Annotated in this window: 16 protein-coding genes and 11 pseudogenes; 10 read left to right on the top strand and 17 right to left on the bottom strand. The window is 64.5% G+C overall.

Translation table 11 applies throughout. The annotated features are described in order from the left end of the window. The 6 genes and pseudogenes from EXE63_RS03075 to dmpG form a co-directional block, all read left to right on the top strand. A partial coding sequence (locus EXE63_RS03075; RefSeq protein WP_168140720.1) for an alpha/beta fold hydrolase occupies nucleotides 1–580 on the top strand: 580 nt, incomplete at its 5' end. A gap of 43 nt (nucleotides 581–623) precedes the next feature. Further along, nucleotides 624–1,010 carry a bifunctional 3-phenylpropionate/cinnamic acid dioxygenase ferredoxin subunit gene (locus tag EXE63_RS03070; RefSeq protein WP_168140719.1) on the top strand — a complete coding sequence of 129 codons (387 nt, stop codon included), beginning with the start codon at nucleotides 624–626 and terminating at the stop codon, nucleotides 1,008–1,010. Nucleotides 1,011–2,062: 1,052 nt separating this feature from the next. After that, nucleotides 2,063–2,828 (top strand): annotated as a pseudogene (locus tag EXE63_RS03065) (2-keto-4-pentenoate hydratase); the annotation flags it as partial. Nucleotides 2,829–2,837: 9 nt separating this feature from the next. Beyond that, the gene (locus EXE63_RS33395; protein ID WP_366515280.1) at nucleotides 2,838–3,344 is read left to right on the top strand and encodes a hypothetical protein; all 507 of its coding nucleotides are present in this window, start codon (nucleotides 2,838–2,840) and stop codon (nucleotides 3,342–3,344) included. Then, nucleotides 3,244–3,620: pseudogene (locus EXE63_RS33235) on the top strand (hypothetical protein); the annotation flags it as partial. The gene EXE63_RS33395 and the pseudogene EXE63_RS33235, both read left to right, overlap by 101 nt. Nucleotides 3,621–3,777: 157 nt before the next feature. Further along, nucleotides 3,778–4,816, top strand: a pseudogene (gene dmpG, locus EXE63_RS03055) (4-hydroxy-2-oxovalerate aldolase). Between the two features lie 130 nt (nucleotides 4,817–4,946). Here the strand turns inward: dmpG and EXE63_RS03050 are convergent. The 13 genes and pseudogenes from EXE63_RS03050 to EXE63_RS02990 form a co-directional block, all read right to left on the bottom strand. After that, nucleotides 4,947–5,135, bottom strand: coding sequence for an aldehyde dehydrogenase family protein (locus EXE63_RS03050; protein WP_234904162.1), 189 nt, complete (start codon nucleotides 5,133–5,135; stop codon nucleotides 4,947–4,949). A gap of 60 nt (nucleotides 5,136–5,195) precedes the next feature. Beyond that, nucleotides 5,196–6,421, bottom strand: a pseudogene (locus EXE63_RS03045) (IS256 family transposase). 96 nt (nucleotides 6,422–6,517) lie between these two features. Then, nucleotides 6,518–6,934, bottom strand: coding sequence for an aldehyde dehydrogenase family protein (locus EXE63_RS33230; RefSeq protein ID WP_168140718.1), 417 nt, complete (start codon nucleotides 6,932–6,934; stop codon nucleotides 6,518–6,520). Further along, nucleotides 6,931–7,761, bottom strand: a complete 831-nt coding sequence (locus EXE63_RS33225) for an aldehyde dehydrogenase family protein (RefSeq protein WP_168140717.1) — start codon at nucleotides 7,759–7,761, stop codon at nucleotides 6,931–6,933. The genes EXE63_RS33230 and EXE63_RS33225 overlap by 4 nt, the downstream gene beginning before the upstream one ends. Nucleotides 7,762–7,983: 222 nt before the next feature. Beyond that, nucleotides 7,984–9,420 (bottom strand): annotated as a pseudogene (locus tag EXE63_RS03030) (MCE family protein); the annotation flags it as partial. Nucleotides 9,421–9,422: 2 nt separating this feature from the next. After that, a pseudogene (locus EXE63_RS03025) lies at nucleotides 9,423–10,555 on the bottom strand (MCE family protein). After that, the gene (locus tag EXE63_RS03020) at nucleotides 10,555–11,868 is read right to left on the bottom strand and encodes an MCE family protein (protein ID WP_168140716.1); all 1,314 of its coding nucleotides are present in this window, start codon (nucleotides 11,866–11,868) and stop codon (nucleotides 10,555–10,557) included. The pseudogene EXE63_RS03025 and the gene EXE63_RS03020 overlap by 1 nt, the downstream one beginning before the upstream one ends. A gap of 13 nt (nucleotides 11,869–11,881) precedes the next feature. Then, nucleotides 11,882–13,170: pseudogene (locus EXE63_RS03015) on the bottom strand (MCE family protein); the annotation flags it as partial. Beyond that, the gene (locus EXE63_RS03010) at nucleotides 13,167–14,183 is read right to left on the bottom strand and encodes an MCE family protein (protein WP_436277500.1); all 1,017 of its coding nucleotides are present in this window, start codon (nucleotides 14,181–14,183) and stop codon (nucleotides 13,167–13,169) included. The gene EXE63_RS03010 and the pseudogene EXE63_RS03015, both read right to left, overlap by 4 nt. A 45-nt stretch (nucleotides 14,184–14,228) precedes the next feature. Continuing rightward, on the bottom strand, nucleotides 14,229–15,617 hold the full coding sequence (locus tag EXE63_RS03005; RefSeq protein WP_168140714.1) for an MCE family protein: 1,389 nt from the start codon (nucleotides 15,615–15,617) through the stop codon (nucleotides 14,229–14,231). Between the two features lie 4 nt (nucleotides 15,618–15,621). Next, nucleotides 15,622–16,443, bottom strand: coding sequence for an ABC transporter permease (locus EXE63_RS03000; protein WP_168140713.1), 822 nt, complete (start codon nucleotides 16,441–16,443; stop codon nucleotides 15,622–15,624). 32 nt (nucleotides 16,444–16,475) lie between these two features. After that, on the bottom strand, nucleotides 16,476–17,222 hold the full coding sequence (locus EXE63_RS02995) for an MlaE family ABC transporter permease (RefSeq protein ID WP_168140735.1): 747 nt from the start codon (nucleotides 17,220–17,222) through the stop codon (nucleotides 16,476–16,478). Between the two features lie 733 nt (nucleotides 17,223–17,955). Beyond that, nucleotides 17,956–18,399, bottom strand: a pseudogene (locus EXE63_RS02990) (ATP-binding protein); the annotation flags it as partial. Between the two features lie 121 nt (nucleotides 18,400–18,520). Here EXE63_RS02990 and EXE63_RS02985 point away from each other — a divergent pair. Genes EXE63_RS02985 through EXE63_RS02975 form a run of 3 tightly spaced genes read left to right on the top strand, consistent with a single transcriptional unit; the run spans nucleotide 18,521 to nucleotide 22,313 of the window. After that, nucleotides 18,521–19,702 carry a tyrosine-type recombinase/integrase gene (locus EXE63_RS02985; protein WP_013470154.1) on the top strand — a complete coding sequence of 394 codons (1,182 nt, stop codon included), beginning with the start codon at nucleotides 18,521–18,523 and terminating at the stop codon, nucleotides 19,700–19,702. Further along, nucleotides 19,699–21,873, top strand: a complete 2,175-nt coding sequence (locus EXE63_RS02980; protein WP_168140340.1) for a tyrosine-type recombinase/integrase — start codon at nucleotides 19,699–19,701, stop codon at nucleotides 21,871–21,873. The genes EXE63_RS02985 and EXE63_RS02980 overlap by 4 nt, the downstream gene beginning before the upstream one ends. Continuing rightward, the gene (locus tag EXE63_RS02975) at nucleotides 21,870–22,313 is read left to right on the top strand and encodes a DUF6262 family protein (protein ID WP_168140339.1); all 444 of its coding nucleotides are present in this window, start codon (nucleotides 21,870–21,872) and stop codon (nucleotides 22,311–22,313) included. The genes EXE63_RS02980 and EXE63_RS02975 overlap by 4 nt, the downstream gene beginning before the upstream one ends. 45 nt (nucleotides 22,314–22,358) lie before the next feature. On the opposite strand, the pseudogene EXE63_RS02970 reads toward EXE63_RS02975, so the two are convergent. Together EXE63_RS02970 and istA are read right to left on the bottom strand one after the other, a co-directional pair. Next, nucleotides 22,359–22,510, bottom strand: a pseudogene (locus tag EXE63_RS02970) (ATP-binding protein); the annotation flags it as partial. Between the two features lie 61 nt (nucleotides 22,511–22,571). Further along, a pseudogene (istA, locus tag EXE63_RS02965) lies at nucleotides 22,572–23,828 on the bottom strand (IS21 family transposase). An 84-nt stretch (nucleotides 23,829–23,912) separates the two neighbouring features. Here istA and EXE63_RS33585 point away from each other — a divergent pair. Beyond that, complete coding sequence (locus tag EXE63_RS33585) at nucleotides 23,913–24,200, top strand: DUF7255 family protein (protein ID WP_436277497.1); 288 nt, start codon at nucleotides 23,913–23,915, stop codon at nucleotides 24,198–24,200. Here EXE63_RS33585 and EXE63_RS32780 read toward each other — a convergent pair whose 3' ends face one another. Then, on the bottom strand, nucleotides 24,201–24,296 hold the full coding sequence (locus EXE63_RS32780) for a helix-turn-helix domain-containing protein (RefSeq protein WP_234904161.1): 96 nt from the start codon (nucleotides 24,294–24,296) through the stop codon (nucleotides 24,201–24,203). It abuts the gene before it with no gap. A gap of 107 nt (nucleotides 24,297–24,403) precedes the next feature. Beyond that, nucleotides 24,404–24,655, bottom strand: a pseudogene (locus EXE63_RS32775) (recombinase family protein). Nucleotides 24,656–25,957 lie beyond the last annotated feature (1,302 nt).

Below are 25,957 nucleotides of genomic sequence, written 5' to 3'. Positions count from 1 at the left end.
GGCACAGGTGGTGCGCGACCTGATGGATGTGCTCGGTATCGACCGCGCCAGCATCGTCGGCAACTCGATGGGTGGTTCGGTCGCCATGGCTGTCGCCGTCGACTTCCCGGACCGGGTTGAACGTCTGGTCCTCATGGGTGCCGGGGGCACACTCTCGACCATCACCGCTCTGCAGCCCACCGAAGGTCATCGAGCAATCCGGGCCGCCGCCGAGAACCCGACGCGGGAAACTGTGCGACGCGTGGTCGACGTGATGCTCTTCGACCCGTCGGTGATGACTCCCGAAGCCTTCGAGCGACGGCTCGAAGCGTCCCAGCGGTCACCCTTGCGAGAGACGCCGACCGGGACATCTGCAGCACCATGGCGTGACCAGACCCCCGAGCTAACGCAGATCCAGGCCAGGACATTGATCATCTGGGGCCGAGAGGACCGGGTCAATCCGCTCGAAATTGGCTTGCTCCTACTCCGCGAGATCCCGGAATCCCGCTTGTTGGTGTTCCGACGGTGCGGCCACTGGGCTCAGGTCGAGAAGGCGGAGGAATTCAACCGGGTGGCAACGGAGTTCCTGGCAGCGCCATGAGTCCGACCCACACGATCCAACTCCGAACGATGAGTGAGAATCCATGCTGACAGATGACCAGGCCGGCCACCCGCCGAGGCAGCACGAAGGGAAGTCGACCGTGCTGACCCTCGGCCCGTCTGAGATCTATCTTTGCGATACCACCGATGTGTCAGGCGAGGGGCTGCGCATCGAGCGTCCGGAACTGCCTGAACCGATCGCCGTGATTAGTTCGGAGGGCCAGTACTTCGCCGTGAGTGATACCTGCAGCCACGCAGACGCTTCGTTGGCCGAGGGGTTCGTCGAGAACTGTCAGGTCGAGTGCCCGATGCACTTTGCGAAGTTCGATCTCACCACCGGGCGGGCCTGTTCGCTGCCCGCAATATTCCCGATCAAGACGTATCCGATCCAGATCGTCGACCAGAAAATCCACCTCACACTATCCGATTAGGGCTGAAAATGCTTACGCTAGGCGTCGCAACTTCCCATGCGCCAGCCATCCTGCTGCCAGTCGATGATTGGCCCCGAGCCTACGAATTGATGCGAGGTGATGTAGCGCAACCACTTTCGGCCGCACAGGAGAACGCTGCGACAAACGCTGCTGCCAAACGGCGGATCGACGCGAACCTCGCGCGGTTGCGTTCGGTGATCCAGGAGCCGATCCCGACGTGTCATCATCATCGGTGACGATCAGGCCGAGGTTTTTGGTTCGGCGTTCAACCCGACGTTGGCGGTCTACTGCGGCACGAAGTCAGTGGCACACACTGCGCGCTTCGCGACCAACCGGGCATCGACGAACGTATAGATATGAATGCGGCGCGAGTTCGCCACTGCCTGGCAACAGGTCTTGTCGAGTCGGCTTCGACGTGGCGGTCATGACCGAATTGAGCCGCTGAGCAAGCGCACGGCATCGGACACGCTTTCACTCGCCGGGCGCTTTCTGGGTATAGCCGATATGGGCATCCCATTGTTCGGTCTTCCTCAACTGCTACTTCATCCGCTGCCCACGGCCGCACGCTGCTACGAGCTGGGAGTGCAATACGCGAGATCGCCGATTCGCGACCCGAACGGGTCGCAGTGTTGGCCTCTGCGGCTTGTCCACGATCCAGCAGGTCGCGTGCCGGCTGGATCGACTGCGATCTGGACAACTGGGTGCTGAACAAGCTGCGCGAGGGCCAAGGCCGTGAGCTCGAGAACCTGTTCACCGTTGACTCCGGCACCTATCACGTGGCACCGGCGAGATCCGGGCATGGATCACCGCCGCAGGAGCATTCGACACACTGCCGGCCGAGGTCGTCGACTACATCCCACTTCACCATGCGGTCACCGGCCTGGCATTCGCCTACTGGCAACGACCTGAACAGGTCAACGACCAACTGGCGCAGCAGTCAGCCTCGTGATTATCGGACCATCGCCGCCGGCCCGTCCGCCGCGGCGGCGATAGCGGACTGTCCGAACGTTACGAGAGGCGACGGCCATCAACGAGATCACCCACGACATCAACTGATCCGCGCAGCCGCCGATCGCATCGAGACCGCGGCTGCAACACGCCGTGCTGCCAGTCCGGTGCGGAACCTGATCGGCGGCACTTCCATCGACGCCGCATATGCGGTGCAACAGGAGCTGATCGACAGGCGGGTGGCCGGCGGAGAAGTCATCGTCGGCCGCAAAATCGGACTGACCGCACCCTCGGTACAGCAGCAGCTCGGGGTGGATCAGCCGGACTTCGGCGTGCTATTCGCGAGCATGGACGTATCGGCCGAAGATTTGGTACCGATGCGTCGGCTCCTGCAGCCAAGGGCTGAGGCGGAGGTCGCATTCACCCTGAACCGCGACCTCACCTGCGAGGACCTGAGCGAGGAGACGATCCATGCAGCGGTCGATTACGCCGTCGCGGCCCTCGAGATTGTGGACAGCCGGATCGAGAACTGGGATCTGACCATCGCGGACACCGTGGCGGACAACGCCTCGAGCGGTCTGTTCGTTCTCGGCCCGCGACGACTGACTCTTGCCGAGTTCGAGCCGCGCACAACCGTCATGCGCTTGTACGCCGACGATGAACTGGTCTCCACGCGAGGGGCAGGCCTGCTCGGCGACCCCTCAATGCCCTCGTGTGGTTGGCGCGGACCGCATCGGCATACGGCAACCCGCTGCGCTCCGGACAGGTCGTGCTGTCCGGAGCGCTGGGACCGATGGTGCCAGTGACGCCCGGCGCCGGATCCACGCTGAGATCGAACCGCTCGGGACGGTCTCAGCCACATTTCTTCGGAGGGGATCGATGACCACGTCGAAGGTTGCCATCATCGGATCGGGCAATATCGGCACCGACCTGATGTTCAAGATCATTCGGAACTCGGACATCCTTGAGGTTGGCGCCATGGTCGGTATCGATCCGATTCCGACGGGCTGGCCGCGCGCACCGACTCGGATTCCAGTCACCCACGGAGGTGTCGCCGGGCTGATCGCCATGCCACACTTCGACGAGATCGACATCGTTCTGGATGCGACATCGGCCAAGGCGCACATCGCGAATGCCGCAGTGCTCACCCCGCTGGGCAAGAAGCTGGTGGACCTGACTCCCGCCGCGCTCGGACCCTGGTTGTCCCGCCGTGAACCTGGAAGCCGCCCGCGATATGCCCAACGTCAACATGGTGACCTGTGGTGGTCAGGCCACCATCCCGATCGTGGCGGCAGTGTCGGCGGTAACGCCGGTGCACTATGCGGAGATCGTGGCGTCCATCGCCTCCCGGTCGGCGGGTCCGGGCACCCGCGCCAACATCGATGAGTTCACCGAAACCACGTCGCACGCCATCGAATCCGTGGGCCGGGCGGCCAAGGGCAAGGCCATCATCATCCTCAACCCGCCGAACCTCCACTCATCATGCGTGACACCGTGCTGTGCCTCGTCGGCGACGCCGATCATGACGCTATCCGGACGTCGATCACCGAGATGGTCGAACGGGTCTGCCGTTACGTTCCGGTTACCGTCTCAAACAGGATGTGCAGTTTCTCCGGTCGATGCCGACGAGCCGGTACACACCCTGGTGCCGAGGGATCACCGCCTGTGACGACGCGGGTCTCGGTCTTCCTCGAGGTCGAGGGAGCGGCACACTATCTGCCCGCTTATGCCGGCAATCTCGACATCATGACCTCCGCGGCCGTGCGCGTCTCGGAAGCGCTCGCCCGACAGTCCACCTCGCCGGTCAGGAGGCGCTCAGATGACCTACCGGTTGTACATCCAGGACGTCACGCTCCGCGACGGCATGCATGCGATCCGCCACCGGATCAGCGCCGAGGATGTCGGCCGCATCGCCGCGGCGCTGGACGCCGCGGGGGTGGACGCCATCGAGGTCGCCCATGGCGACGGATTGGCGGGCGGATCCCTCACCTACGGGCCGGGTAGTCACACCGACTGGCAGTGGATCGAAGCTGCCGCCGCAACGTCCGTCGGGCCACGCTGACGACGTTGCTGCTCCCGGGGATCGGTACCGTCGCCGAACTCGAGCAGGCGCACGCATTGGGCGTGCGATCGGTGCGCGTCGCCACCCACTGCACAGAGGCGGACATCTCCGCGCAACACATCGCCAAGGCGCGTGAACTCGGCATGGACGTCTCGGGGTTCTTGATGCTAAGTCATATGGCCCCGCCCAGGAACTCGCCCATCAGGCCAAGCTGATGGAGAGCTATGGAGCACACTGCGTCTACGTGACCGATTCCGGCGGCCGACTCACCATGGACGGCATCCGCGACCGGGTCCGGGCATATCGTGATGTGCTCGACGACTCGACCCAGATCGGTGTGCACGCCCACGAGAACCTGTCCCTGTCGGTGGCCAACAGTGTGGTCGCGGTCGAGGCCGGCGTCACCAGGGTCGACGCATCACTGGCCGGTCAGGGGGCAGGTGCCGGCAATACGCCCATCGAGGCCTTCGTCGCCGTCGCGGATCTGCTCGGCTGGGATCACCACTGTGACTTGCTGGCACTGCAGGACGCTGCGGACGACCTGGTGCGACCGTTGCGCGACCGGCCGGTCCAGGTCGACAGGGAGACGCTCACCCTGGGGTATGCGGGGGTATACTCGTCGTTTCTCCGGCATGCTGAGACTGCAGCCGGCCGCTACGGTGTCGACGCCCGCGACCTACTGCTCGAGGTCGGCCGGCGCCGTCTGGTCGGTGGTCAGGAAGACATGATCGTCGACATCGCACTGGATTTCATCGCCGAACGCGAGTCCTCCAGTAGCGACAGCTTGGTGCCCTGATCCGGTTCGCGGGCGGCCGGTGGAGAGCCACGGCCGCCCGCGACCGGAGTCTATGCGGTCGGGTTGCTGACGATGTTCAAACTCTTGATCTGGGTATAGCTCAGCAACTCCTCGAGCCCCTCCTCGCGACCTACCCGCTGTTCTTGACACCGCCATAGTGCACACCGAGATGGTGGCGGCTGGTGTCGTTGATCCAGCAGTAGCCGACGTCCATCCGGCTCGCGGTGTCGAGTGCACTGGCGAGATCCCGTGACCAGACAGAGGCGGTGAGACCGTACTCGACCTGGTTCGCCCACCGATGACATCCTCGACGGGTCAAGTCCAGGGACGTGGTGTACGACGTCGTCGTGTGATTCTTCGTGGGTGATGGTTCAGGCGGTCAGTGCCGCGGGGTGTCCTCCTGTTCGGTCGGGGCGTCGTTGACGGTGCGTGATTTGCTCAGCACGTCTAGGCCGAGGTAGCGGCGGGATTCGGCCCATTCGTCGTGTTGTTCGGCCAGCACGGCGCCGACCAGGCGGATCAGGGCGTCGCGGTCGGGGAAGATGCCCACGACGTCGGTGCGGCGTCGGATCTCCTTGTTGAGCCGTTCCTGGGGGTTGTTCGACCAGATCTGGCGCCAGATCTGTTTGGGGAACGCGGTGAACGCCAGCAGATCCGGCCGAGCGGCCTCCAAGTGATCAGCGACCTTCGGGAGTTTGTCGGCGAGTGCGTCGATGATCCGGTCATATTGCGCGGCAACGGATTCAGTGTCGGGTTGGTCGAACACCGAGTGCAGCAGGGTGCGTACCCACGGCCACGACGCTTTCGGGGTGATGGCCATGAGGTTGGTCGTGTAGTGCGTTCGGCAGCGCTGCCACGTGGCGCCGGGCAGGGTGGCGCCGATCGCGGCCACCAGCCCGGCGTGCGCGTCGCTGGTGACCAGTTTGACCCCCGACAGGCCGCGGGCGGTCAGTGACCGCCAGAACGTCAGCCAGCCGGCTCCGTCCTCGGCGGTGGTGACGTCGATGCCCAGGATCTCCCGATAGCCCTCATGGTTGACCCCGACGGCGATCAGGGCGTGCACGTTGACCACCCGCCCGCCCTCGCGGACCTTGAGAACCAGGGCGTCGGCGGCGACGAACGTGTACGGCCCGGCATCCAGGGGCCGAGTCCGGAACGCCTCGACGGCGGTGTCGAGTTCCTTGGCCATCACCGAGACCTGCGACTTCGACAAGCTGGTGATCCCCAGCGTCTCGACCAGGCGGTCCATCCGCCGCGTCGAGACCCGAGCAGATAGCAGGTGGCCACCACGGTGGTCAGGGCCCGCTCGGCACGTTTGCGGCGTTCCAGCAGCCAGTCCGGGAAATACGATCCCTGGCGCAGCTTCGGGATCGCAAGATCCAGACTGCCGGCACGGGTGTCGAATCGGCGGTGCCGATACCCGTTGCGGGAGTTGGTGCGCTCGGTACTGCGTTCGCCATAGCCAGCGCCGCACAGGGCGTCGGCTTCCGCGCCCATCAGGGTGTGGATGAACGTGGCCAGCAGCTCGCGCAGCACATCGGGATGGGCGGTGGTGAGTCGTTCGGCCAGCACAGCGGGCAGGTCGATATTGTGGGCAGTGGTCATCGCGTCGATTCCTTTGCTCGAGTGACTTTGGACGGTCCCTCGAAGAATCACGCGATGACCTTCAATCAGTCGGCTACGACACGCCGGTACCGCTGATCAGGTCCCACTCATACACCACTCTGCTGGACGCAACCCCTCGACGTCGCTCCACCGGATCACCGACAGCACCGGCCCGAATATCTCCTCGTTGAAGATCTTCATGCCCGGGGTGACATCGGCGAAAACGGTTGGCTGCAGCCAGTATCCCTTCTCGTAGTCCGCACCCGACGGGCGACCACCGCCGGTGATCAGCCGCGCGCCGTCGGCGTGTGCGGACGCGATGTACGCCTCGTCCTTCTCCAACTGCTCTCTGGAGTTGATCGGACCCATCTGGGATCCGGGATCCATCGGGTCACCGACACGCAGAGCGCCGACCGCTTCGCGGAGCCACTCGACCCCGGCATCGTAGATGTCGTCGTGCAGGAACAGCCGACTGGTGGATCCACACGACTGTCCCTGCCAGCCGAAGTTCATCCCCTCATCGCACCCGCCATCGCGGCGTCGAAATCGGCGTCGGCGAACACGATCATCGGGTTCTTGCCGCCGAGCTCGAGACTCACGCTCTTGACGCACACCTCGGCGGCGGCGCGCTGGATCGCAAGACCTGTCGGCACCGAACCGACGAATGCCAGCCGACGCACGTTCGGGTGGCGCACCAAGGCTTCACCGGCGTGGCCGCCGGCGCCGGTGACGACGTTGATAACACCGGGGGGGAAGACCCCCCGCATGATCTCGCCCATGGCCACCGTGCTCAACGGAGATTGCTCGCAAGGTTTGATCACCACGGTGTTTCCGGTCACCAGCGGCGCGGCCATCTTGGCGGCGGTGAACATCAGGGGATGGTTGAACGGGAAGATCTTTCCGACCACACCGTAGGGGATGCGCACCGAGACGTTAAGCGAACCCGGTTCAGCGGGCTGGGAGGTCTCCCCCTTGCTCTCGTGCGCCAGTCCGGCGAAATAGTCGATGACGTCGGCGCCGTATGCGACGTCGAAGTGTGAGATGCCGATCGTGTTCCCGGTGTCCGCGGTCTCGAGTGCGGCCAGCCGATCCCCCTCGGCGCGCAGACGGGAAGCAAAGGTACGCAACATGGCGGCGCGCTCGGATACCGGGGTTCGAGACCACGGTACGAATGCGGCCTCGGCCGCGGCGACCGCACGTTCGATGTCCTTCTCGCCACCGGCGGGCACCCGGGCGATCACCCGCTCGTTCGCGGGATTGACGGACTCGAGCCAATCGCCGTCGACGGCGGGAACCAGTTCCCCGTCGATCAGCATTCGGATGTCCTGATTGTCTGTCATCGGTACTCCTCGGTCGGTGCGATCAGTTGCGGTCGTTCGGATATCGGTCAATCGGGGTCAGTGCATTCGCTGTCTCCTCCCAACGTGTTCCAATGACGTTTTCGTGCACCACGTCCCGACTCCCGGGAGAACCGTGACCTGGCATTGGCGCATCGCGGTGGCCGAGCGCGCACCCGAGCGATGGTGTGCGATCAGCAGGCTCCACCGGTCGGTCAATTGCTCATCCCCCGGCGGGATCAACATGTCCTGCCACGTGCCCGGGCCGCACCGCGCGCGAGGTTCCGCTGGACGTACGTTTTCCCATCCGGGCCGACATAGGCACCCGTACTCGGGTCGTACCGCGTCACGGTCAGCGGTGGCGACACAGCAGGCCCATCAACAACCGACTCGGCAGGCACCTGCGGCACCGCCTGACCCGACAGCGTGGCGTTGGGATCTCCTTCCAGTTGTATCCGTCGTTGAGCGGCAGATAGTTCTCGTCGCTCTCGCACATCGCCACCGTGGGTGCGCGCTTACCGGGCCTGTTGGCGCATGGCAGGTTTCGCACTCCACGGACATTGAGGGCCGAATCCTGGGGCACCCGGCAGTAGAGGTGACCCGGGGGCCGCTGGGGATAATCCTCTTCGCTGGGTGGACGGATCTGGCTGGTGGGCAGGAAGCCGGTGGTGCACGGCGGCGGCAGATTCAGGTTGAGGTTGAACGAGATGTACACGCCCTTGTAGTCCTGCTTGGTGTGGCGATTGGCCAGCATCGAGCCGCCAATGGCCTCCACCAGCGGGGCGCCAGCACCAGCAACTGTTCGATGTTCGGTTGATAGACGACCGCGACGTCGGCCAGGCTGACCAGGTTGTTGAGCAGGATGGGCAGCGTCGGCCGAAATCGATCCATGAGCTGCTGCACTTCACCCAGCGCTGGCGGACCAGTGTGCAGTACCTCTCGAAACTCGGCGTCACGCGATTGCAGCTGTTCGGTGACGTCGGCCACGTTGGTCGCCCACCGCTGGATGGAATCGGCGGTGTCGATCTGTGAATCCAGAATGGGCCCGGACCGGTCGATCAGCGTGGTCAGGGACTCCAGGTTGGCCCGAGCATCGGACGCTAATGCTGTGGTGCCCTTGACTATTCGCGCGAGTTCCGGACCGAGCCCCCCGACGGCCAGGTAGGACTCGTCGATGGCCGTTCGTAGGTTCTCGTTGGGAATCGCCTGCAGGCCTTCGTTCGTGGCGGTCAACAAGGAGTTGATATCGGCCGGCAGCCTGGTCCGGTCCATCGGGATCACGTCACCGTCGACCAGCACGGGACCTCGGTCACTGCGCGGTGTGAGTTCGAGGAAAACCTCACCGAGACCGGTCTGGCTGTGCACCGCAGCGTCGACATCCGACGGAATCTCGACATCCGAGGTCAAGGACAACACCGCCTCGACACCCGCGGGGGTCAAGCGCACGTCCTTCACCTGTCCCACTCCGGTACCCCGGTAGGTGACGTTGCCGTTCCTGTACAACCCGCCGGACGCGGGAAGAGCGACGATCACGCGGTACTCCCCCGCCCCGAACAGCAGCGCGGGCACCTTCAGGTAGCTGAGCCCGATCGCGCCCACCGCGAGGACCGAGATCACCGCGAAGATCAACAGCTGTATCCACACTCGTCTGCTCAGATGCATGTCTAGTGACCTTGGTCCCAGCGATAGGGTGCCAGTAGCGGATTATCTGCGGTATACGGACTCGGGAGCGTGCCGACGGTGCGACCCCATTGCATCTCCAGTTCGGTTAGGTCGCCCTCGAATCGGGTGCCGGTGAGCAACCCGGCATCCAATCGGCTCAGAGTCAGGTCGACGATCAGCGAGGTATTTGCGTAGTCGCCACGGAACCACTTCGTCAGCGTGTCCTTGGGGAACGGATAGGTGAGGAACAGGCCCAGCGAACGGGTGAGCGCGGGGCCGGAGTTGGCCAGCGACTCCAGGACAGGGCCGAGATTCTTCAGTTCCGCCACGATGGCATCCTTGGTCTGGTGAACCGAATCGGCGGCCAGGGCGCTGAACTTGCCCAATTGGTCGACCGCCTCCACAAGGTTGTCGCGCTGCTCGTTCAGGACTTCCAGTGCCCGAGGGATGGTATCGAGCGCCCGGTCCACCACTGGTTTCTCGGCGGCGAACTGTCCGACCAGCCTGTTGAGGCTGTCCGTGGCCGCGATGATGTCCGCCGACTGCTCGTTCACCCGGCCGATAAATGTGTCCAGTTGCACCAACATGCTCCGCAGGTCGTCCTCCCGCCCCCGAAGGCGGTGGTGAGCGCTTGGGTGATGTCCTGGATCTGACCCACCCCGCCACCGTTGAGCAACAGCGACAGCGCCGAGAGAGTCTCTTCGGTGGACGGGTAGGCGCTGCTGGATTCCAGCCGGATCAGGGAACCTTGCTGCAGTTCACCCTGGGGTGGCTCATCGGTCGGCGGCGCCAACTCGATGTGCAACGAGCCGAACAAACTCGTCTGACCCACCTTCACCGTACTGTTGGCCGGTAGCACCACATCGCCGTTGAGCTTGAGGTCGAGCAACGCATGCCACCCCTGGCGTTCGATCTTGGTGACGGTACCGACGTTGGCGTCGTTCACACGCACGCGTGAGTTCTGTTGAATGTTGAAGACATCGGCCATCTGGGCTTGCACGGTGAACGCCCCCGCACCGCTGCCCTCGGTGCCCGGTAACTGGAAGGAGTTCAGTCCCCGCCACCCGCATCCGGGGAGCCCAGCCATTGTCACGACGGCGATCGCCAACGTGGCCACACGACGACCAGTGCGCATCACCGATCTCCCCCCGGCGGCACCATGATCCCGGCCAGACCGGCGGTGGGATTTGTGGGCAACGCCACTGGTGGCGCCTCGGCAGGCAGCAGATCGGCACCCGGTGGAGGCGGTACAGCGGGTGCTGCTGGCGCAGGTGGGACATGGTCGGGCCGCATCCAGTCCTCGCTGTAGGTGATCTCGTTCGGTCTTGCGCTGGCTCCCACGAAGGGGTTCATTCCGATTGGGGGGAAGTTGTACTGGCGGTTCTTGACGATCGGCGCCAGATACTGCACACACAGCTTCGATGACTGTTCGGCACCCAACTGCGACGCGGCTTGGATAGCACCGCACAGGAAGGTGATGGGGTCGCGGAAGTTGTTGACCGCCAGAGCAGAACTCAGCGTCCCTTGGGCAGGCTGGTAGATGTTGGCCGCGTTGGCCGCCACTGTCGGCAATACATGCAGTGTCTGTTTGATGTCGCCAAGGCTGTCGGCCAGCGCCTGGGATACCGATGTCAACGTATCGGTGGTGGTACCCAACGCCTCCCGGTTGTCGGCGACGAAGGACTTGACCTCACTCGCGACGTCGCTCAGGTCGGCGATGGCCTCGGCTACCTCGCCCGAGTCGTTGGTAAACAGATTCGTCACCGACGCGAAGTTTTGGTTCAGGTCGCGCATCAGCGTCGTGCTGCCCTCCAGCGCCGAGACCAGGGCGGCGAGGTTTTTCACGGTGGTGAACGTGTCACCGCTATGGTCACCCAGCGCCGAGAGCGCCTGCGACAGTTCGAGAATCGTCTGTCGGATGTTCGCGCCCTGGCCACGTAGGTTGTCGGCGGCAGAGTTGACCAGACTGCCCAGGGTGCTGACACCTCCGGCCTCGGTGGGAGCGAGCAGATCAGTGAGTTTCTCGAGCTGCTCCCGGAAGTCGTCCCACTCGACTGGGACCGCGGTTCGCTCCACCGGGATAACGGCGTTGTCGCCCAGCAGCGGACCGCCCTGGTAGGGCGGGGTCAACTGGATGGCTCGGGCGGTGACCAGCGTCGGTGAGAGGATCACCGCTTTAACCTCGGCCGGCACTTCGTACTGCTCCTCCACCCAGAACATAACCTTCACGCTGGCCGGCTGGGCCTCGATCGACTCTATGCGACCGACGTTCACGCCCCTGATCCGAACGTCGTCACCCACGAAGAGGCCGTTGGTGTTGGTGAAGTAAGCCTCGACATGGATGCGATTGCGCTGTCCGACCGCATTGTTGACCACGAACGCGCCGGCAGTGAGGGTGCTCACCAGGACGGCCGCTAGCAGGAGCCGAACGAACCCGGAGCGCTTCACCGGTTCGGCCCATCGGTGGTGCCTCGTTCGGCGCCGGCTGGTACACCGGGCTGGGGTCGGCACCGGTGAGGCGAAGGGATCCGGTGTCGGCGGAGCCGGCGCTCCAGGCGGCGGACCTCCTGGTGGCGGAGCGGGCAGCGGCTCGCGGTAGGGGTACCGCGGATCTCCCGGCTTGCCCGTGATGGCATCGGGCAGAGTCAGCCGGGGCTCGCCGCCCTGTCCGGTGCGCGGGAACGGAACGGGCATGGCGGGCGTGCCCTGCTGACCGGTCTGCGGATCAGTGCGCTCCGACGGCGTCAGCACGTTCGGATCGAGGCCGAGGTCGGAGAAGGCTGCGTCGACGAAAGGCTGGATCCACTGACCGGGCATCAAGTTGGCCACGTAGGCTTTGAAGAACGGGCCGGAGGTCAGCGTCTCACCGAAAGTCGTTGCGTAAGAATTCAATCCCTTGATGGATTGTTGGATCTCGGACTTGCGGTTGTTCAGGATGGTGAGGACACCGTTGAGTTTGTCCAGGGTGGGTCGCAGGGTATCCCGGTTCTCCGAGATGAAGCCGCGGATCTGGTCGGCCAGCGCGGAGATGTCCACCATGATGCCGTCCAAGGCGGCACTCTGTGCGCGCAGGGCGACGAGCAACCCGTTGGAGTCGTGGATCAACTGCACGACTCGATCCGTGCGTTCGGCCAGCACGGTGGTCGCTTTACTCGCATTGGACAGCAGGTTGCGCAGGTGCGAATCCCGCTCACCGAGCGTGCGGGAGAAACGGGCAACTCCGTCCACAGCCACCCTCAACTGCGGCGGGGTGTCCTGCAACGTCTCAGACAGCGTCTGCAGCGCGCCGGAGAGTTGGTCGGTGTTCAGCCCGCTGATGGTCGCGGTGAGATCACCTAGCGCATCCGGCAGTTGGTACGGCGATGTCGTCCGGTCCAGCGGGATGGTGTGCTCCAACCGGCCATCGCCGCGGGTCATCAGGTCCAGCACCTTGTTGCCCAGCAGGTTGATGGTCTTGATGCTGGCCTCGGTCCGTTCACCGAGACGGATGTCGTCGGCGACCGTGAACTCCACCAGGACACCATTGCGATCCAGGGTGATGCTCTGTACCTGACCCGCACGGTATCCCGAGACCCGCACTTCGGTGCCGGCGGTCAAACCGCCCGCTTCCTCGAAGTAGGCGGAATAGGTTGCGCCCGACGAGACGAAGGGCAACCTGTTGTAGTTCAGTGCACCCAGGCTGGCCACGGCGGCTACCGTCACCCCGGCAATGCCCAGGACGACGTGATTGCGTTCGACGAAAGGTTTCATCGCGGTGTGCACCTGCCCGAGTCCTGGCCGGCGATCTTCACGTACACCGGTTGGCCGCCCTTGCCGTTGAGTTTCAGGACGATGTCGCACAGGTAGAAGCTGAAGAAGTCACCGTAGAGGCCCTGCCGGCCCAAGACCCGATAGGCTTCCGGCAGCGTGGCCAGCAGGTTGTCGAAGTACTCATGGTCGGCCAGCACCACGCCGGCCGTCCGGTCCGTCTCGTGCAGGGTCTTCTGCAGCGGCGGACGGGCCTCGCCGAGCAGGTCCGCGATGGACCTGGCTGCCTCGTCGGCATGCGCCACCCCGTTGCTGATGTCCTGGCCACGAGCCTCCAGTCCGTCGACCAGCTGACCGAGCGAGTCGACCGCCTGTCCGAACTCCGCGCTGCGGTCACCAATCGACCCCAGGACCGTGTCGAGATTGACCACCACCTGTCCGATAAGTTCGTCCCGGTCGGCCAGTGTGTTGGTCAGTGCAGCCGTCTGGGCGAGGATGGATCCGATCGTCGGGCCCTGCCCCTGAAATGCGGCGATCAGCTGCCCGCTGAGCGCGTTGACCTGATCGGGGTCCAGCGCCCGGAACAGCGGCCGGAAACCACCGAGCAACGCGTCCAGGTCGAGCGCCGGCGCCGTGTGGTCCTGCGGAATGGTGCCACCGGGTGGCAGTCGCCTGGTGCCGCCCGCACCTTCCTGCAGCGACAGATACCGACTCCCGATGATGTCCTCGTACCGGATCACGGCGCGGGTGCCCTCGGTGAGCACCACGGAGTCGTCGGTGCTGAACCGGACCACGGCACTACCGTCGTCGGTCACCGTGATGTCCTTGACCTTGCCCACTTCCACGCCCGCGATGCGGACGAAGTTCCCATCGGCCAGACCGCTGACCGTACTGAACACGGCGCTGTAGACGGTCTCTTTCTGGAATCGCAGTTGGGCGAAGATCGCGATCAGGGCGAAGGCACCCATCACGCACACCACGAAGAAGATGGCCAGACGCCAGATAACTCCGGACATACTGCGGCGCAACGCTTTACCTCCTTCTGAGGAAACGGCCGGTGGTCATGACGATGGGGGCGCCGGGGCGGGCAGCGGCGGTCCGGCGGCGGGTGGCGCGTTGGACGCCGGCGGGATCCCCGGATACAGCGGCACACCGCCGGGCCCGTACATTGGAGCGCCGTACGGCGGCGCTCCCGGATAGGGAATCGGTCCTGGTGCAGGCCCACCCGGATAACGGATGCTGGGCGGTTCCGGGACAGCGCGGGTGACCGGGAAGTAGTTGGCCCACCCCGGGAAGCCAATGCCCGGATTGGGTCGCACATCTAGCCCGGCACCGAAGCCGGTGTTGGCCACCAGGTAACGCACCGGCCAGTTGTTCGCGACGTCGGGCAGCGAACCGCAACCCGGCTTGCCGCCGGGACCACCCTTGGCAGCGTTGATGGGCAGGTTCTGCGGATAGCGATAGGGATCGTCACCAAGCATCAGGGATGCGTCCATAATGAGAGATTTGCCGTTGGCGCCACCGTAGGCAGCTTCGTAATCGGGCAATATCTCGTGAGCACCGACGAGCAGGCAGGTCAGCGATGGGTTGTACTTCATGAATAGATCGGTCGTGGGTTTCGCCAGATTGACGGCCTCTACCAGGGCATCCTTGCTCGGTCCGAGAACGTCGATGCCACTACGGGATACACCGACCACGCCGAGCAGCAGGGCGTCCAGCTGCTGGGCCTGCTCGGTGAGCGTGACACTCGTCGTGCTGGCGGCGTTGAGGGTGTCGATGATGCGCGGTGCGGCGGCACCGTAGACCTCGCCGAAATCCTCCAGCGCCTGCCAGTTCTGCTTCATCGTATCTGTGCGCGCGTTGAGGGCCAGCAGCACCGTGTTGGTGTCGGTGATGGATCGGCCGATCCGTTCTCCCTGTCCGCGCAAACCCTCTGCCAGCGCCGCGAGTACGGCGTTCAGCTTGGCTGGATCGATGGTGTCCAGCAGCTGGACGACATTCTCGAACACCGTATTGACCTCGGTGGCAACATTTTCCGACTCGATGATGGAGTTTGCGGCGAGAATCTGCGGGCTGGGATCGGCGGGATAGATCAGGTCGACGAACTTTGCGCCGAACAACGAGGTGGCAGCGATACGCGCCTGCACGTTGGCGGGGATGTTGCCGATCTGGTCGGAATCGATGGCCAACCGCAGGCTCGCCGGCCCCTGGCCGTTACCCTCGATCGAGGCGACCCTGCCGACGTCGACACCGCGCATCCTGACCTTCGCATTGGGCTCCATGATCAGGCCCGTCCGATCGGACGAAAGGGTCACCGGCACGGTGGGAGTGAAGGATTCGTTGAACGCGCCCACGGTGAGCGCGATCGCACCGGCGATGAGGGCGACCATCACTGTTGCCAGCCAGCCGGCGGCGATCCGGGGCCGGCCGCTCTGGCGTCGGGTGGGCATCTCCTTACCCCGCGTAGCTGAACTTGCCGGTCTGGCCGTAGAGGGCCAGGGTCACGAGCGTGATGACGAAGGCGGCGACGATCAGCGAAGTGCGGGTGGCGCGCCCGACGGCCTCGCCGACACCCGCGGGTCCGCCCGCCGCGGTGAATCCGTAGTAGGTATGCACCATGATGATCGCAGCGACCTCGGCGATGGTCACGACGAACGACCGGATCAGATCGGCCGGGGTGAAGAACGTGTTGAAGTAGTGCGCATACACGCCGCTGGACTGACCGTAGAGCACGGTGGTCACGAATTGACCCGAGGTGTAACCGAGCCAGAGCGCGACGCTGTAGAGAGGGACTACCACGATGATCGCGGCGAGCAATCGGGTGGAGGCTAGGTAGGCGATGGCCCGGATGCCCATCACCTCGAGCGCGTCGATCTCCTCATTGATGCGCATAGCGCCCAGTTGCGCGGTCGCCCCCGCGCCGATCGTTGCCGAGAACGCAATCGCGGCGGTGGCAGGCGTCACCAGCCTGGTGTTGACGAACGCCGAGACGAAGCCCGCCAGCGCTTCGGTCTTGAACTGCGACAGCTGATTGAAACCCTGACTCGCCAGGGTGCCGCTGGTCGACATGGTCATGAAGCCGACGATGGCCACGGTGCCGCCGATCACCATCAGCGATCCGGTCCCCAGGCTCATCGCGGCGACCTGACGCAACAGTTCGGAGCGATACTTGGCCATCGCCATGACGATCGATCCCAGCATTTCGCCGTAGAACCTGGTCTGTTCACCGAATTGGCGCCAACTCGATCGGACCGCCCTCAATGACCGGGTTGCCATGGGGAAGCGTTGCTGCGCAATGGTTCACGCGGTCACTTCGTCACCTCGAATCCGACAGCGGTGATGATCAGGTTGATGACGAACAGCACGACGAACGAGAAAACGACGGTCTCGTTGACAGCGTTGCCGACACCCGCAGGTCCACCGCTAACGGTGGTCCCGCGGTGACAGGCGATCAGGCCGGCCGCAAGACCGAAGGCGGTCGCTTTCACCATCGAGATCAGCACGTCACTCAGGCCGGTGATCAGAGTCAGGCTCGCGATGAATGCCCCCGGCGTGACGTGCTGGAAGAACACGGCGAAGAAGAACCCCCCGGTCAGGCCGGTGAGCGTCACCAACGACGACAGCGACAGCGCGACCACCGTCGCCGCCAGCACCCGCGGCACAACCAGGGCTCGGATCGGATCGATGCCCATCACCCGCATCGCATCGAGCTCCTCGCGGATGGTGCGGGCGCCCAGGTCGGCGCACATCGCTGCGGCCCCCGATCCGGCCACCACCAGCACGGTGACGAACGGGCCGATCTGGTTGACCGCCCCCAGCGCCGCTCCGCTGCCGGAGTTATCGGCAGCGCCGAACTCCACCAGCAGCACATTGAACGTAAAGACCGTGAGCACGACGAACGGGATGGACAACAACAGCGTCGGCAAGAGCGATACCCGCGCGACGAACCATGTCTGGTCCAGGAATTCCCGCCAGGCGAAGGGCGGCTTGAAGATCGCGACGAACGTGTCCAACGCCATCCCGACGAATCCACCGATCCGACGGAACGGCTCCATGGTGGGCGTCTCTGACCAATCAATGCGATTCGATGTCACCGACTCGATCCTTCTATCCGGAAGGCGATGGACGTCGGCACTTCCGGGTAGTGCCCCCGCCGTCGGAGTCGAGGTCGGTCGACCTCGATCCAGCAAACGTGATTCGTCGTTGCTGCCCAGCACCGCTGCGTTGCGGACGCAAGGAACCCCAGACGTGCGGGCGTGACGCGCATGGTGACTCCCGGGTCTGGTTCATGCGGCAAGTGACGCCGATCACGGTATGGGCGCTGTTCACTTACGTCTACTACTAGTTAACTAGCACTCTTATGCCTAGTGGGTATAGGAGCACTCCTTGCTGAGCGGGCGCCGGCGGGATCTGGAGATGGATACATCGGTCCGCGCCCCTTCCGTCAGTACGCCGGGCACGGCGTTGGCAAAGACCACCAGAACAGGTCGTGCCGAATGCTTCAGGAGAACTCGGCGCGCTCCCCGGTCGCTGGTCAGCTCGGCCTCGGTTCTGGGGCGCGCTTGCGCGGCGGCGTGTTCGCCGGACTCCACGCTCGACGTGCCCTCGATGGCCCCGGGTCGATGAGGGCCTACCGTTTCCAGCGGCGCAGCGTCGACTGGCAGATGCCGGTTTCGACAGCCACGGAGCCTACCGGTTCACTCAATACAGCCGGGCAACGATTTGCCTGTGTCAACGTCGGTTGAAAACTGACCCCTTTTCAACGGTTGAAAATTGACCCCCTGGTGTTCATTCTTCGGTGGTCGATCCCGGGACTCTCCCGAGATCACGGTCTTTGATCCGGTAGGAGTCGCCCTTGAGGGCGATCACTTCGGCGTGGTGGACGAGGCGGTCGATCATGGCCGCAGCTACCACGTCGTCACCGAACACCTCGCCCCAGCGGCCGAACGGTTTGTTGGAGGTCACGATCAAGCTGGCGCGTTCGTAGCGAGACGACACCAGCTGAAAGAACAGGTTCGCGGCCTCGGGTGCGAATGGGATGTAGCCGACCACCTCGACGACCAGCAGCGGGTAACGGCCCAGCCGGACGAGTTCGGGTTGAAGTCGGCCCGCGTAGTGGGCTTCGGCCAGCCGTGCCACCCATTCCGAGGCGGTGCCGAACAGGGTGCGGTGCCCAGCCTGACACGCCCGGATCGCGATGCCGATGGCCAGGTGCGTTTTGCCAGTGCCGGGTGTTATCAACGGGTAGCAACACGCTCGAATCTATGTATGCAACAAGGGGGTTGATGCTGGGCAAGTCATCGTTGTTGCCGGTTTATCGGCGGGTGTTCTTCGACGTGAAGGAACGGCAACGATGGCGTATCCGGTGGCAGTGTCTCCTGCGGGAGGGAAGCGGACCTGGACCGTGCTTGGGGAGGACTTCGCAACGGTCGGTCCCGTCGAGGAGTGGATAGAAGCCCACCGGCACCTGTGGTCGCCGAACACGGTGCGCGGGTATGCGACGTCGTTGGCGCAGTGGTGGAGCTTCCTGGAACAACGCGGACAATCCGATGGATGGCGCGATGTCGGTGTCCCCGCATTCACGGCGTTTCTGTCCTGGCAGCGCAATGGCCGCACAGTTGAGCATCGGCTGGCCGAGTCGGACCAGGCACCGACCGCTGCAACACTGGAAGTTCGCCTTGCAGCATTGATTTCGTTCTACCGCTGGCATCAGGCAGTATCCGGTGTGGCGGTAGCAGGACAGCTACTTCGAGGAACTCCGCGACAGCGACCGGCCCGGGGCTTGCTGGCGCATCTGGATGCGCGGTCGGCCCCGGCGGCATCCTCGCTGGTGCGGGTGCGCCGCGACCGACGCCGCGACAGACCGCCCTTGCTGCTGCCCGAGCAGATCCAGGCGGTCCTGGATGGCTGCGCGGTCTTCGATACCGAGTCCGGTTCGTGGCAAGGAAACCTGCGGGACCGGTTCGTGTTCGCCCTGCTGGCCGAGACCGGGATGCGTCTCGGGGAGGCGCTGGGTCTGCGGATCGGCGAGTTCGTGCTCGGCCGCGGCGATACCGCGTATGTGCAGATCGTGCCTCGCTCGGATAACCCCAACGGGGCGCGGGTGAAGATGATGCGACCGCGACGAGTCTATGTTGGGGCTGACCTCGAGCGGCTGTTCGCCGATTATCTCACCGACATCGCCTGCCGGGCAGCCGAATCCGGGATCGGTCTGATGGACACATCGCCGCTGCTGGTGAATGTGGCCAGACCACCGTTGTTGGCCGCATTGCGGGAGACGACGGTCCGGGAGAAAGTGGCCACGCTGCGTCGGCGGGGCATCGGACCACTCGGGTGGACGCCGCACTGGTTCCGCCACACCCATGCCACCGCCTTGTTGCTCGCCGGGACGCCGGAATGGGTGGTCTCCCGGCGTCTTGGCCACGCTCATGTGCAGACCACCCTTGACCTCTACGGCTGGGTCCGCGACGACGAAGCCCTGCGAGCGGCAGCCAACTGGGCTTCCTACGCCAGCAGCTGGCGGGTGGCCGAATGATCGACGAGCATGGCCACCTGCGCCTGCGTAGTGCCGAACACCTCGATCCGATCTGGCGACTCTTTGACGAGCTGCCAGCACAGTGGCGTGGCCCCGTGCTCGGGCCCGGTATCGAGAACTGGGCGTCGATTACCGAGAATGATTGGCCGCATTTGGATCTGAGCGAATTACCCGATCCGTTCGCCGCGGAGCTGGCGTGGATGGCGCACTGGCAGGCCGGTGATGGCACCCGTGTCTCGGTGTTGGCGATGGCGCAGTTGGCCAACATGATTCGGCGGGCAGTTACCGAGGGCCGTGATTTCCCCTCGTCGATCCGGGCGATGGATTACGACGCCGCCGCGGTGTTGCAGAGCTGGTTCTATCTCAGCAGGGGCAAGCGACTGCCCTCACCCCGAGGTCGGGGCCGGGTGCACGCTCTGTTCGGGTTCGCCCGGCACGCCCTGATCGCCGCCTGCCACGACGGCCCGTGGTGGCACCTGGACTTCTGGCACCCGCGCTGCGATCCGCGGATACCACTGACCGATCGTGAACCGGTCGCCAACTACGGCTGCGCACCCGGAGATATACAGCTTCCGTGGTTGCGGGCCGCGGTGAAGTGGCACCTGGGCACGATGCTCGAATCCGGGGCGCTGCGCTGGACCACGGTCAGCCAGGAACGCATGCGCAGCTTCCGCCGGTTCGACAACTGGCTGACCGCCAGCTTCGACGACCCGACTGGCATCCTGGGCGACCCAACGAGCGCGGTCGAACAGGCGGCGGCGTTCGCGCGGTGGACCGCCGTGGCAGCCAACCGCGTCACCCGCCAATCCGACACACGCCACCTCGGAAGAACAGTGCCGATCCGGGGAATCAACGACGACCTGCGAGCGGTGGCCGGCCTCTTGGACTTCATTGCCGCCAATCCCGGGGAGGCTCGCAGCGTTCTCGGTGCCGAGCCCTGGCAACGAGTGAGCGCAGCACACGCCTCCAGCTGGTTCGGCCGGGTCACCCGGATACCGCATCAACGCGGTTTCAACGATGCGAACTACATCGATGATCACGCACTCGCGCAGATCACTGCGGCGCTGCCGCTGATCGGGTTGCCGCGCACCGAGCAGATGACCATCACCCGCGGCGACGGCACCACCCTCACCGCCAACGGACTTGACGACCCGCAAGCGATGCGGATGATCCTGCTGCAGATCCTCACCGGCCGGCGGGCCAGCGAGATCCGCACCTGCGACTTCGACTGCCTTTCGGCTGCGCCCGCCACTACCGCAGCGGCCGAGGGCGATGGCCAAATGCTGACCAGGTTCCGCTACGCGCAGAGCAAGATCGATGTCGCACCCGACATCATCCTCGTCGACCGCGAGGTCACCGAAGTCATTGCCGAACAACACCGTTGGCTCCAAATCCAGCATCCAGAAGGCAGCAGGCGGTATCTGTTCGCGCGGCGTCTGGGCAACCGCCGCGGTGACAAACCCTATCCGGCAGGTACCTACAACTGGGTGCTGCGCAGCCTCAGCGACCTCGTTCAGATCACCGACGCCAAGGGCCACGCCGTGCGGTTAAGCCACACTCACCGCTTCCGCCACACCCGGCTGACCCGACTGGCCGAACTCGGTCTGCCGATTCACGTCCTACAGCGCTATGCAGGGCACGCCACCCCCACCATGACGATGCACTACATCGCCGCCCGCGACGAACACGCCGAGCAGGCATTCCTGGCCACGGCCAAGCTGCGATCCGACGGCACCCGCATCCAACTCTCCAGCGACGACCACGACAGTCTGCACCTGTTCCGCCGCGCAGACCGGTTCCTGCCCAACGGGTGGTGCATGCTGCCACCGCTGCAATCCTGCGACAAAGGCAACGCCTGCCTGACCTGCTCAGTTTTCGTCACCGACCACACCCACCACGACGTACTGCAACGTCAACTCCGCGAGACCACCGACCTGATCGACCGGGCCACAACGGAATTCGAACAGCGACACGGCCATCCCATGCCCGAGGACAACGTCTGGCTGATCCGCCGCCGAGCTGAACACCACGCGCTTACCCGACTCCTGGCCGCCCTCGACGATGCGCCCGGCTCCGCAGCCCACGGCGCGACAACCCAGTGTCATCGAGCCAGCGCTGGACCAGTCCCGCTGACTCTCGATCTCACCGCCCACCGCAGGAGCACCCCATGACCGACTCCCGAGAACGCCGCATCACCGCACTCACCCAAGCAGCGAAAGCCAAGTCTCAGAACAAGACCCGAGACGCTGAGCAGGCCATCCGCCGACTGGTCAAACGTGGCGACCCGATCACTTTCCAGGCCGTGCAACGCGAAGCGGCCGTCTCTCACGCCTTCCTCTACAACCATCCCGAACTGCGCAAACGAATCGAACATCTGCGCGGCACCCGCCCCAAGGCCCCCGCCGACCAATCCGTGGACACCGACAGCACGCTCGTCATCACGCTGACCCGCCAGATCGCCGAACTCAAGAAACAGCACCACCAGCAACTCAAAGCACTCCGCGACGCACTCGAACGAGCACACGGAGAGAACCTCGACCTACGGCGCGAACTGGCCCGCCGCGGCATCCAGCCCTCGCCTAACGTCGTATCGATCGCAACAACGTCCTGAACAGGCATAACACGGTCATTCTGCGTTCGAACCTTCGATAACACCCGGTCCAAGGAACACGACGTTGTCCTTGGCGGCGACGAAGTCCAGCGTGCCGAGGTGGGCGATGGTGTCGCGTTTGAGTCCGCGGGCGTGGTCGAAGTCGAGCTCCTCTATGACTTCCGCGAGGGAAATCGTGCCGCGCGGATGCGTCCTTCGCGGTCAGATCCCGGTGGGTCGACGCGGCCGCGGCGGTCTTGGCGGAGGTGGTTCTGGTGGTCATGACACCAGTCCGCCTTCGCCGAGGTCGATGCCCAGTGCGGCGTCGTAGTCACTGAGACGACGCTGCTCGACCAGCACGTGCTCATCGGAGCCGGGTATCGGGCGTAATGCACTGATCCTGTTGCGGCGCAGCATGTTCGCAGCCTCACGATGCTCCGGGTGGGTGATCGTCTGATGCCGGGCCCAAACCCGCTCGTGGTTGGCGACGGTCTTGCCGTCACAGAACACTTTTACTCGGTCCAGATCGGCGGTGACCTCGATGCGTCGTCCGATCACCCCGGGATGCACCGAGTAGTCGTTGGCATCCAACCGGACGTAGTGAACACGCGCCAACCGCGCCGAGTGACGCCATCCCACCTGCGGAGCCACCGGTGGCAAGGTCAGCATCGCCCCCCGGTCGGCGCCGATCAGGTCGGTCGGAGCGCAACAACCCAACACCCGACGCCGGCGCGGGTTGACGATCTGCAGCCACTTGCCGAGCTGGTGGTTGAAGTCGCCGGGACCGCTGAACTCGCGGCCCGGCAGGAACGACCGTTCGCAGTACTCGTGGGCACGTTCGATGATGCCGTTATGCTCGGGCTCGGCCGGTTTGAGGACCACCACCTTAGTACCCAGCACACCGCGGAACGCCTGGCAGTCGCCGGTCAATTCGATTCAGCCACCGCGGTTTCGGCCGATCGCTCCCTCACCGTCCCACACCAGAGTGCGGGGCACCGCGCCCAATGCGGCGATCAGCTGCCACCAGCCGGCGAACAGGTCCTCCGCCCGGCGCGAGGGCAGCAGAATCGCCGAGAGCCACCGTGAATACCCCAGCACCATCGTCAGCACCGGCAGCTGTATCGGCATCCGAGTCTGGCCGTACCTTACGGGGATCGTCACAGGTGGGAACCACAGGTCGCACTGGGCGATATCGCCGGCGTCGTAGCTGGTGCGTCCGGCCGGGTCCGGCGGCAGATACGCCGGACGCAACTCCCGGACCCGCGCGCTGAACACCGTCATTCCCCGCGTCCAGCCGACGCGCTCGGCGATCACCGTCGCCGGCATCGTCGGGCCTTTTTCAGCTCGACGCGGATCGCGTCCTCGAACGCGCCCACCGCCGACCCCGCCGGTTTGCGCTCGTACTACGGCGGCCATCCGAGGACAACGCCGATCCCACCGTGTTCCTCGAGTTCAACGTCCTGGCGATCATCTTGATCGGCAACCCCTCCGCCGATGCAATCGGCGGATCACAGCCCAGTCCTCCACTGACAACAACTCCCTTCTCCTCTCGGCTCGTAAGCCGAGAATCGGACGAAGGGGGTCAAAGTCGGGCGTTGACACGGCGTCAGTTTTCAGGCGATGCCGACATGGAGGAGCCCTTCGTGTGAGTCGATGTTCGGGGAGCCTGGAGAGGCAGGCTTAATAGAGGGGGCTGGCGCTCCGCGTTGGAAGCAACGCGCCCTCTTCGACGCGATGAAAGACCTCGCCGCACTGACTTCCGATGCGCTACACCTGGCCAGGCTGTCGGTCTGGGACACCGTCGGCGACGTCCGGGTCGGTGACGCGCTCAGTGGCGGTGCACCGATCGATGATGAACGGCTGCGTGAACTTGTCGCACAGCGAACGACGTCACCCCCGGTCGCCTAGTCAGTCTGGAGCGTCGTTTAAGTACCGGTACAGCGTCGCCCGACTCACTCCGAGGTACTCGGTGATGGCCTTGCCGGTGTAACCGTCGGCCTTCATCCGCCTCGCGGTTGCAATGCGCTCGGCGTCGTCGACCTTGCGAGGCCGCCCGAACTTGGTGCCGTTAGCCCGCGAGGTCGCCCGCTTGAGGGCGTTGCGCTCCTTGCTCAGTTCGCGCTCATACTCCGCGAGAGAGCCAAGACGCCGATCATCATCCGGCCCGACGGGGCGGAAGAGTCGATACCGTCGGTGACGGACACCACGGTCACGCCGCGCTCCGTCAGTTCCATGACGGTCTGCACGATGTGCAGCATGTTTCACCCGAGTCGGTCCAGCTTCCACACCACCACCGTGTCACCCTCACGGACGTAACCCATGAGATCCGTTAGGCCGGGACGGTCATCGCGGGCACCGGACATCACATCGGTACCGATAGCACGTGCCAACCCGCATAGCGTTCGCCGCGGCATAAATTCGGTGGTAGCCGAGGCGATCTCCCGACTTCGATCTCACGGGTCAGTCGCCACATAGGAGGCATCTCCGATCCGCGTACGTTATCGAAATCGCCGCCAGTGGCAGCCCGGTCACTCGGGTGATCGCCCTGTGAAGACCTATCGACAAACCCCCGCGGACCACGAAAGCGGTTCTGCAGCAGCTGATCTTACATGTGTGACGGCCCAGTCCGCGATGGCTGCCTGGACATGCTTCACGGCCTCTGGGGACACCCCGGCGCAGCCTTGCCCGAGCAGAGCGGCGTTCCCGACCGATAGGGGCTTGTCCCGATGCGCTCAGCGCCAGCACACGGCGAGGTCCAAGACAACCGGCCGCGACTTCAAGGTATTGCCCGTGTCGGTCATCCACGAGTTCGACCTGGGCAAGGCAGTTCACCGGGCTGGTGACGCAACCTCGACAGGAGTCCGAGGGGCAGCATCGGGCGGGTAGAGCGGTTCGACCGCATGGATCGCCCCGATAGATCTGAGCGCTCAAGAAGCCTCTGTGGTGCAATGATATCGGGGGCCTTCTAAGACGAGTGCCGGTCAGCCACGCGTCGTAATGCGATTCCGACCGCGCGCCAAGGTCGACGGCATCCACGGCGACGCACCTGGTTCCGGAGATTTGGGCACGCACAAGATGGCCACACCCCCCGCTCCGGAGGGCCCGGGAGAATCTATTGGCATCTGTAACGACGCCACGCTCGTTACAATCGACGCTGGACTGTGCGGCGATCAGTGTGGGCGGCGACAGTAGTCCCATGCCGCCACGATCAGCAAGCACACCCCTTTCACCACGGCGAGGTTGGGTTTACCTGCGCCCGGACCAACACCGACATCCCGACGAACACCTTTCACTGCAATCTCTTGAATCCTGATGGGGATAGAAGAATCCGGTCACGGTGGCGGTGACCGGCCAACCAATGGTCAACGCTGTGGATGCGAGGCCGACGGCCACCGGCTGCACCCCCAACGAGCCCCAGGCACGTGGCACATAGGAAGTCAGCCCATCGGGACGGCGCCGATGCCGCGGACGCCAGTGGTCTTAGAAAGCAGCAGCCTGCCGAAAGAACGCCCCCCAGCGGCAGAACCTGCAATGCGACGCCAATGGTTCGCAATTACCCGATTTGCATAAATTCTATGCCGTATATGCCTCTAGACACGTTGTGACCCTAGTCATACAGTCTCCGGATGCAGGCCTGCATCGCAGCCTCTCGGGTGCACCGCATC

This window comes from Mycolicibacterium frederiksbergense, from assembly GCF_012223425.1.
Taxonomy (GTDB): Bacteria; Actinomycetota; Actinomycetes; order Mycobacteriales; family Mycobacteriaceae; genus Mycobacterium; species Mycobacterium frederiksbergense.
Note: the sequence above shows the minus strand (reverse complement) of the source record. Positions and strands in the feature narration are given on the sequence as shown.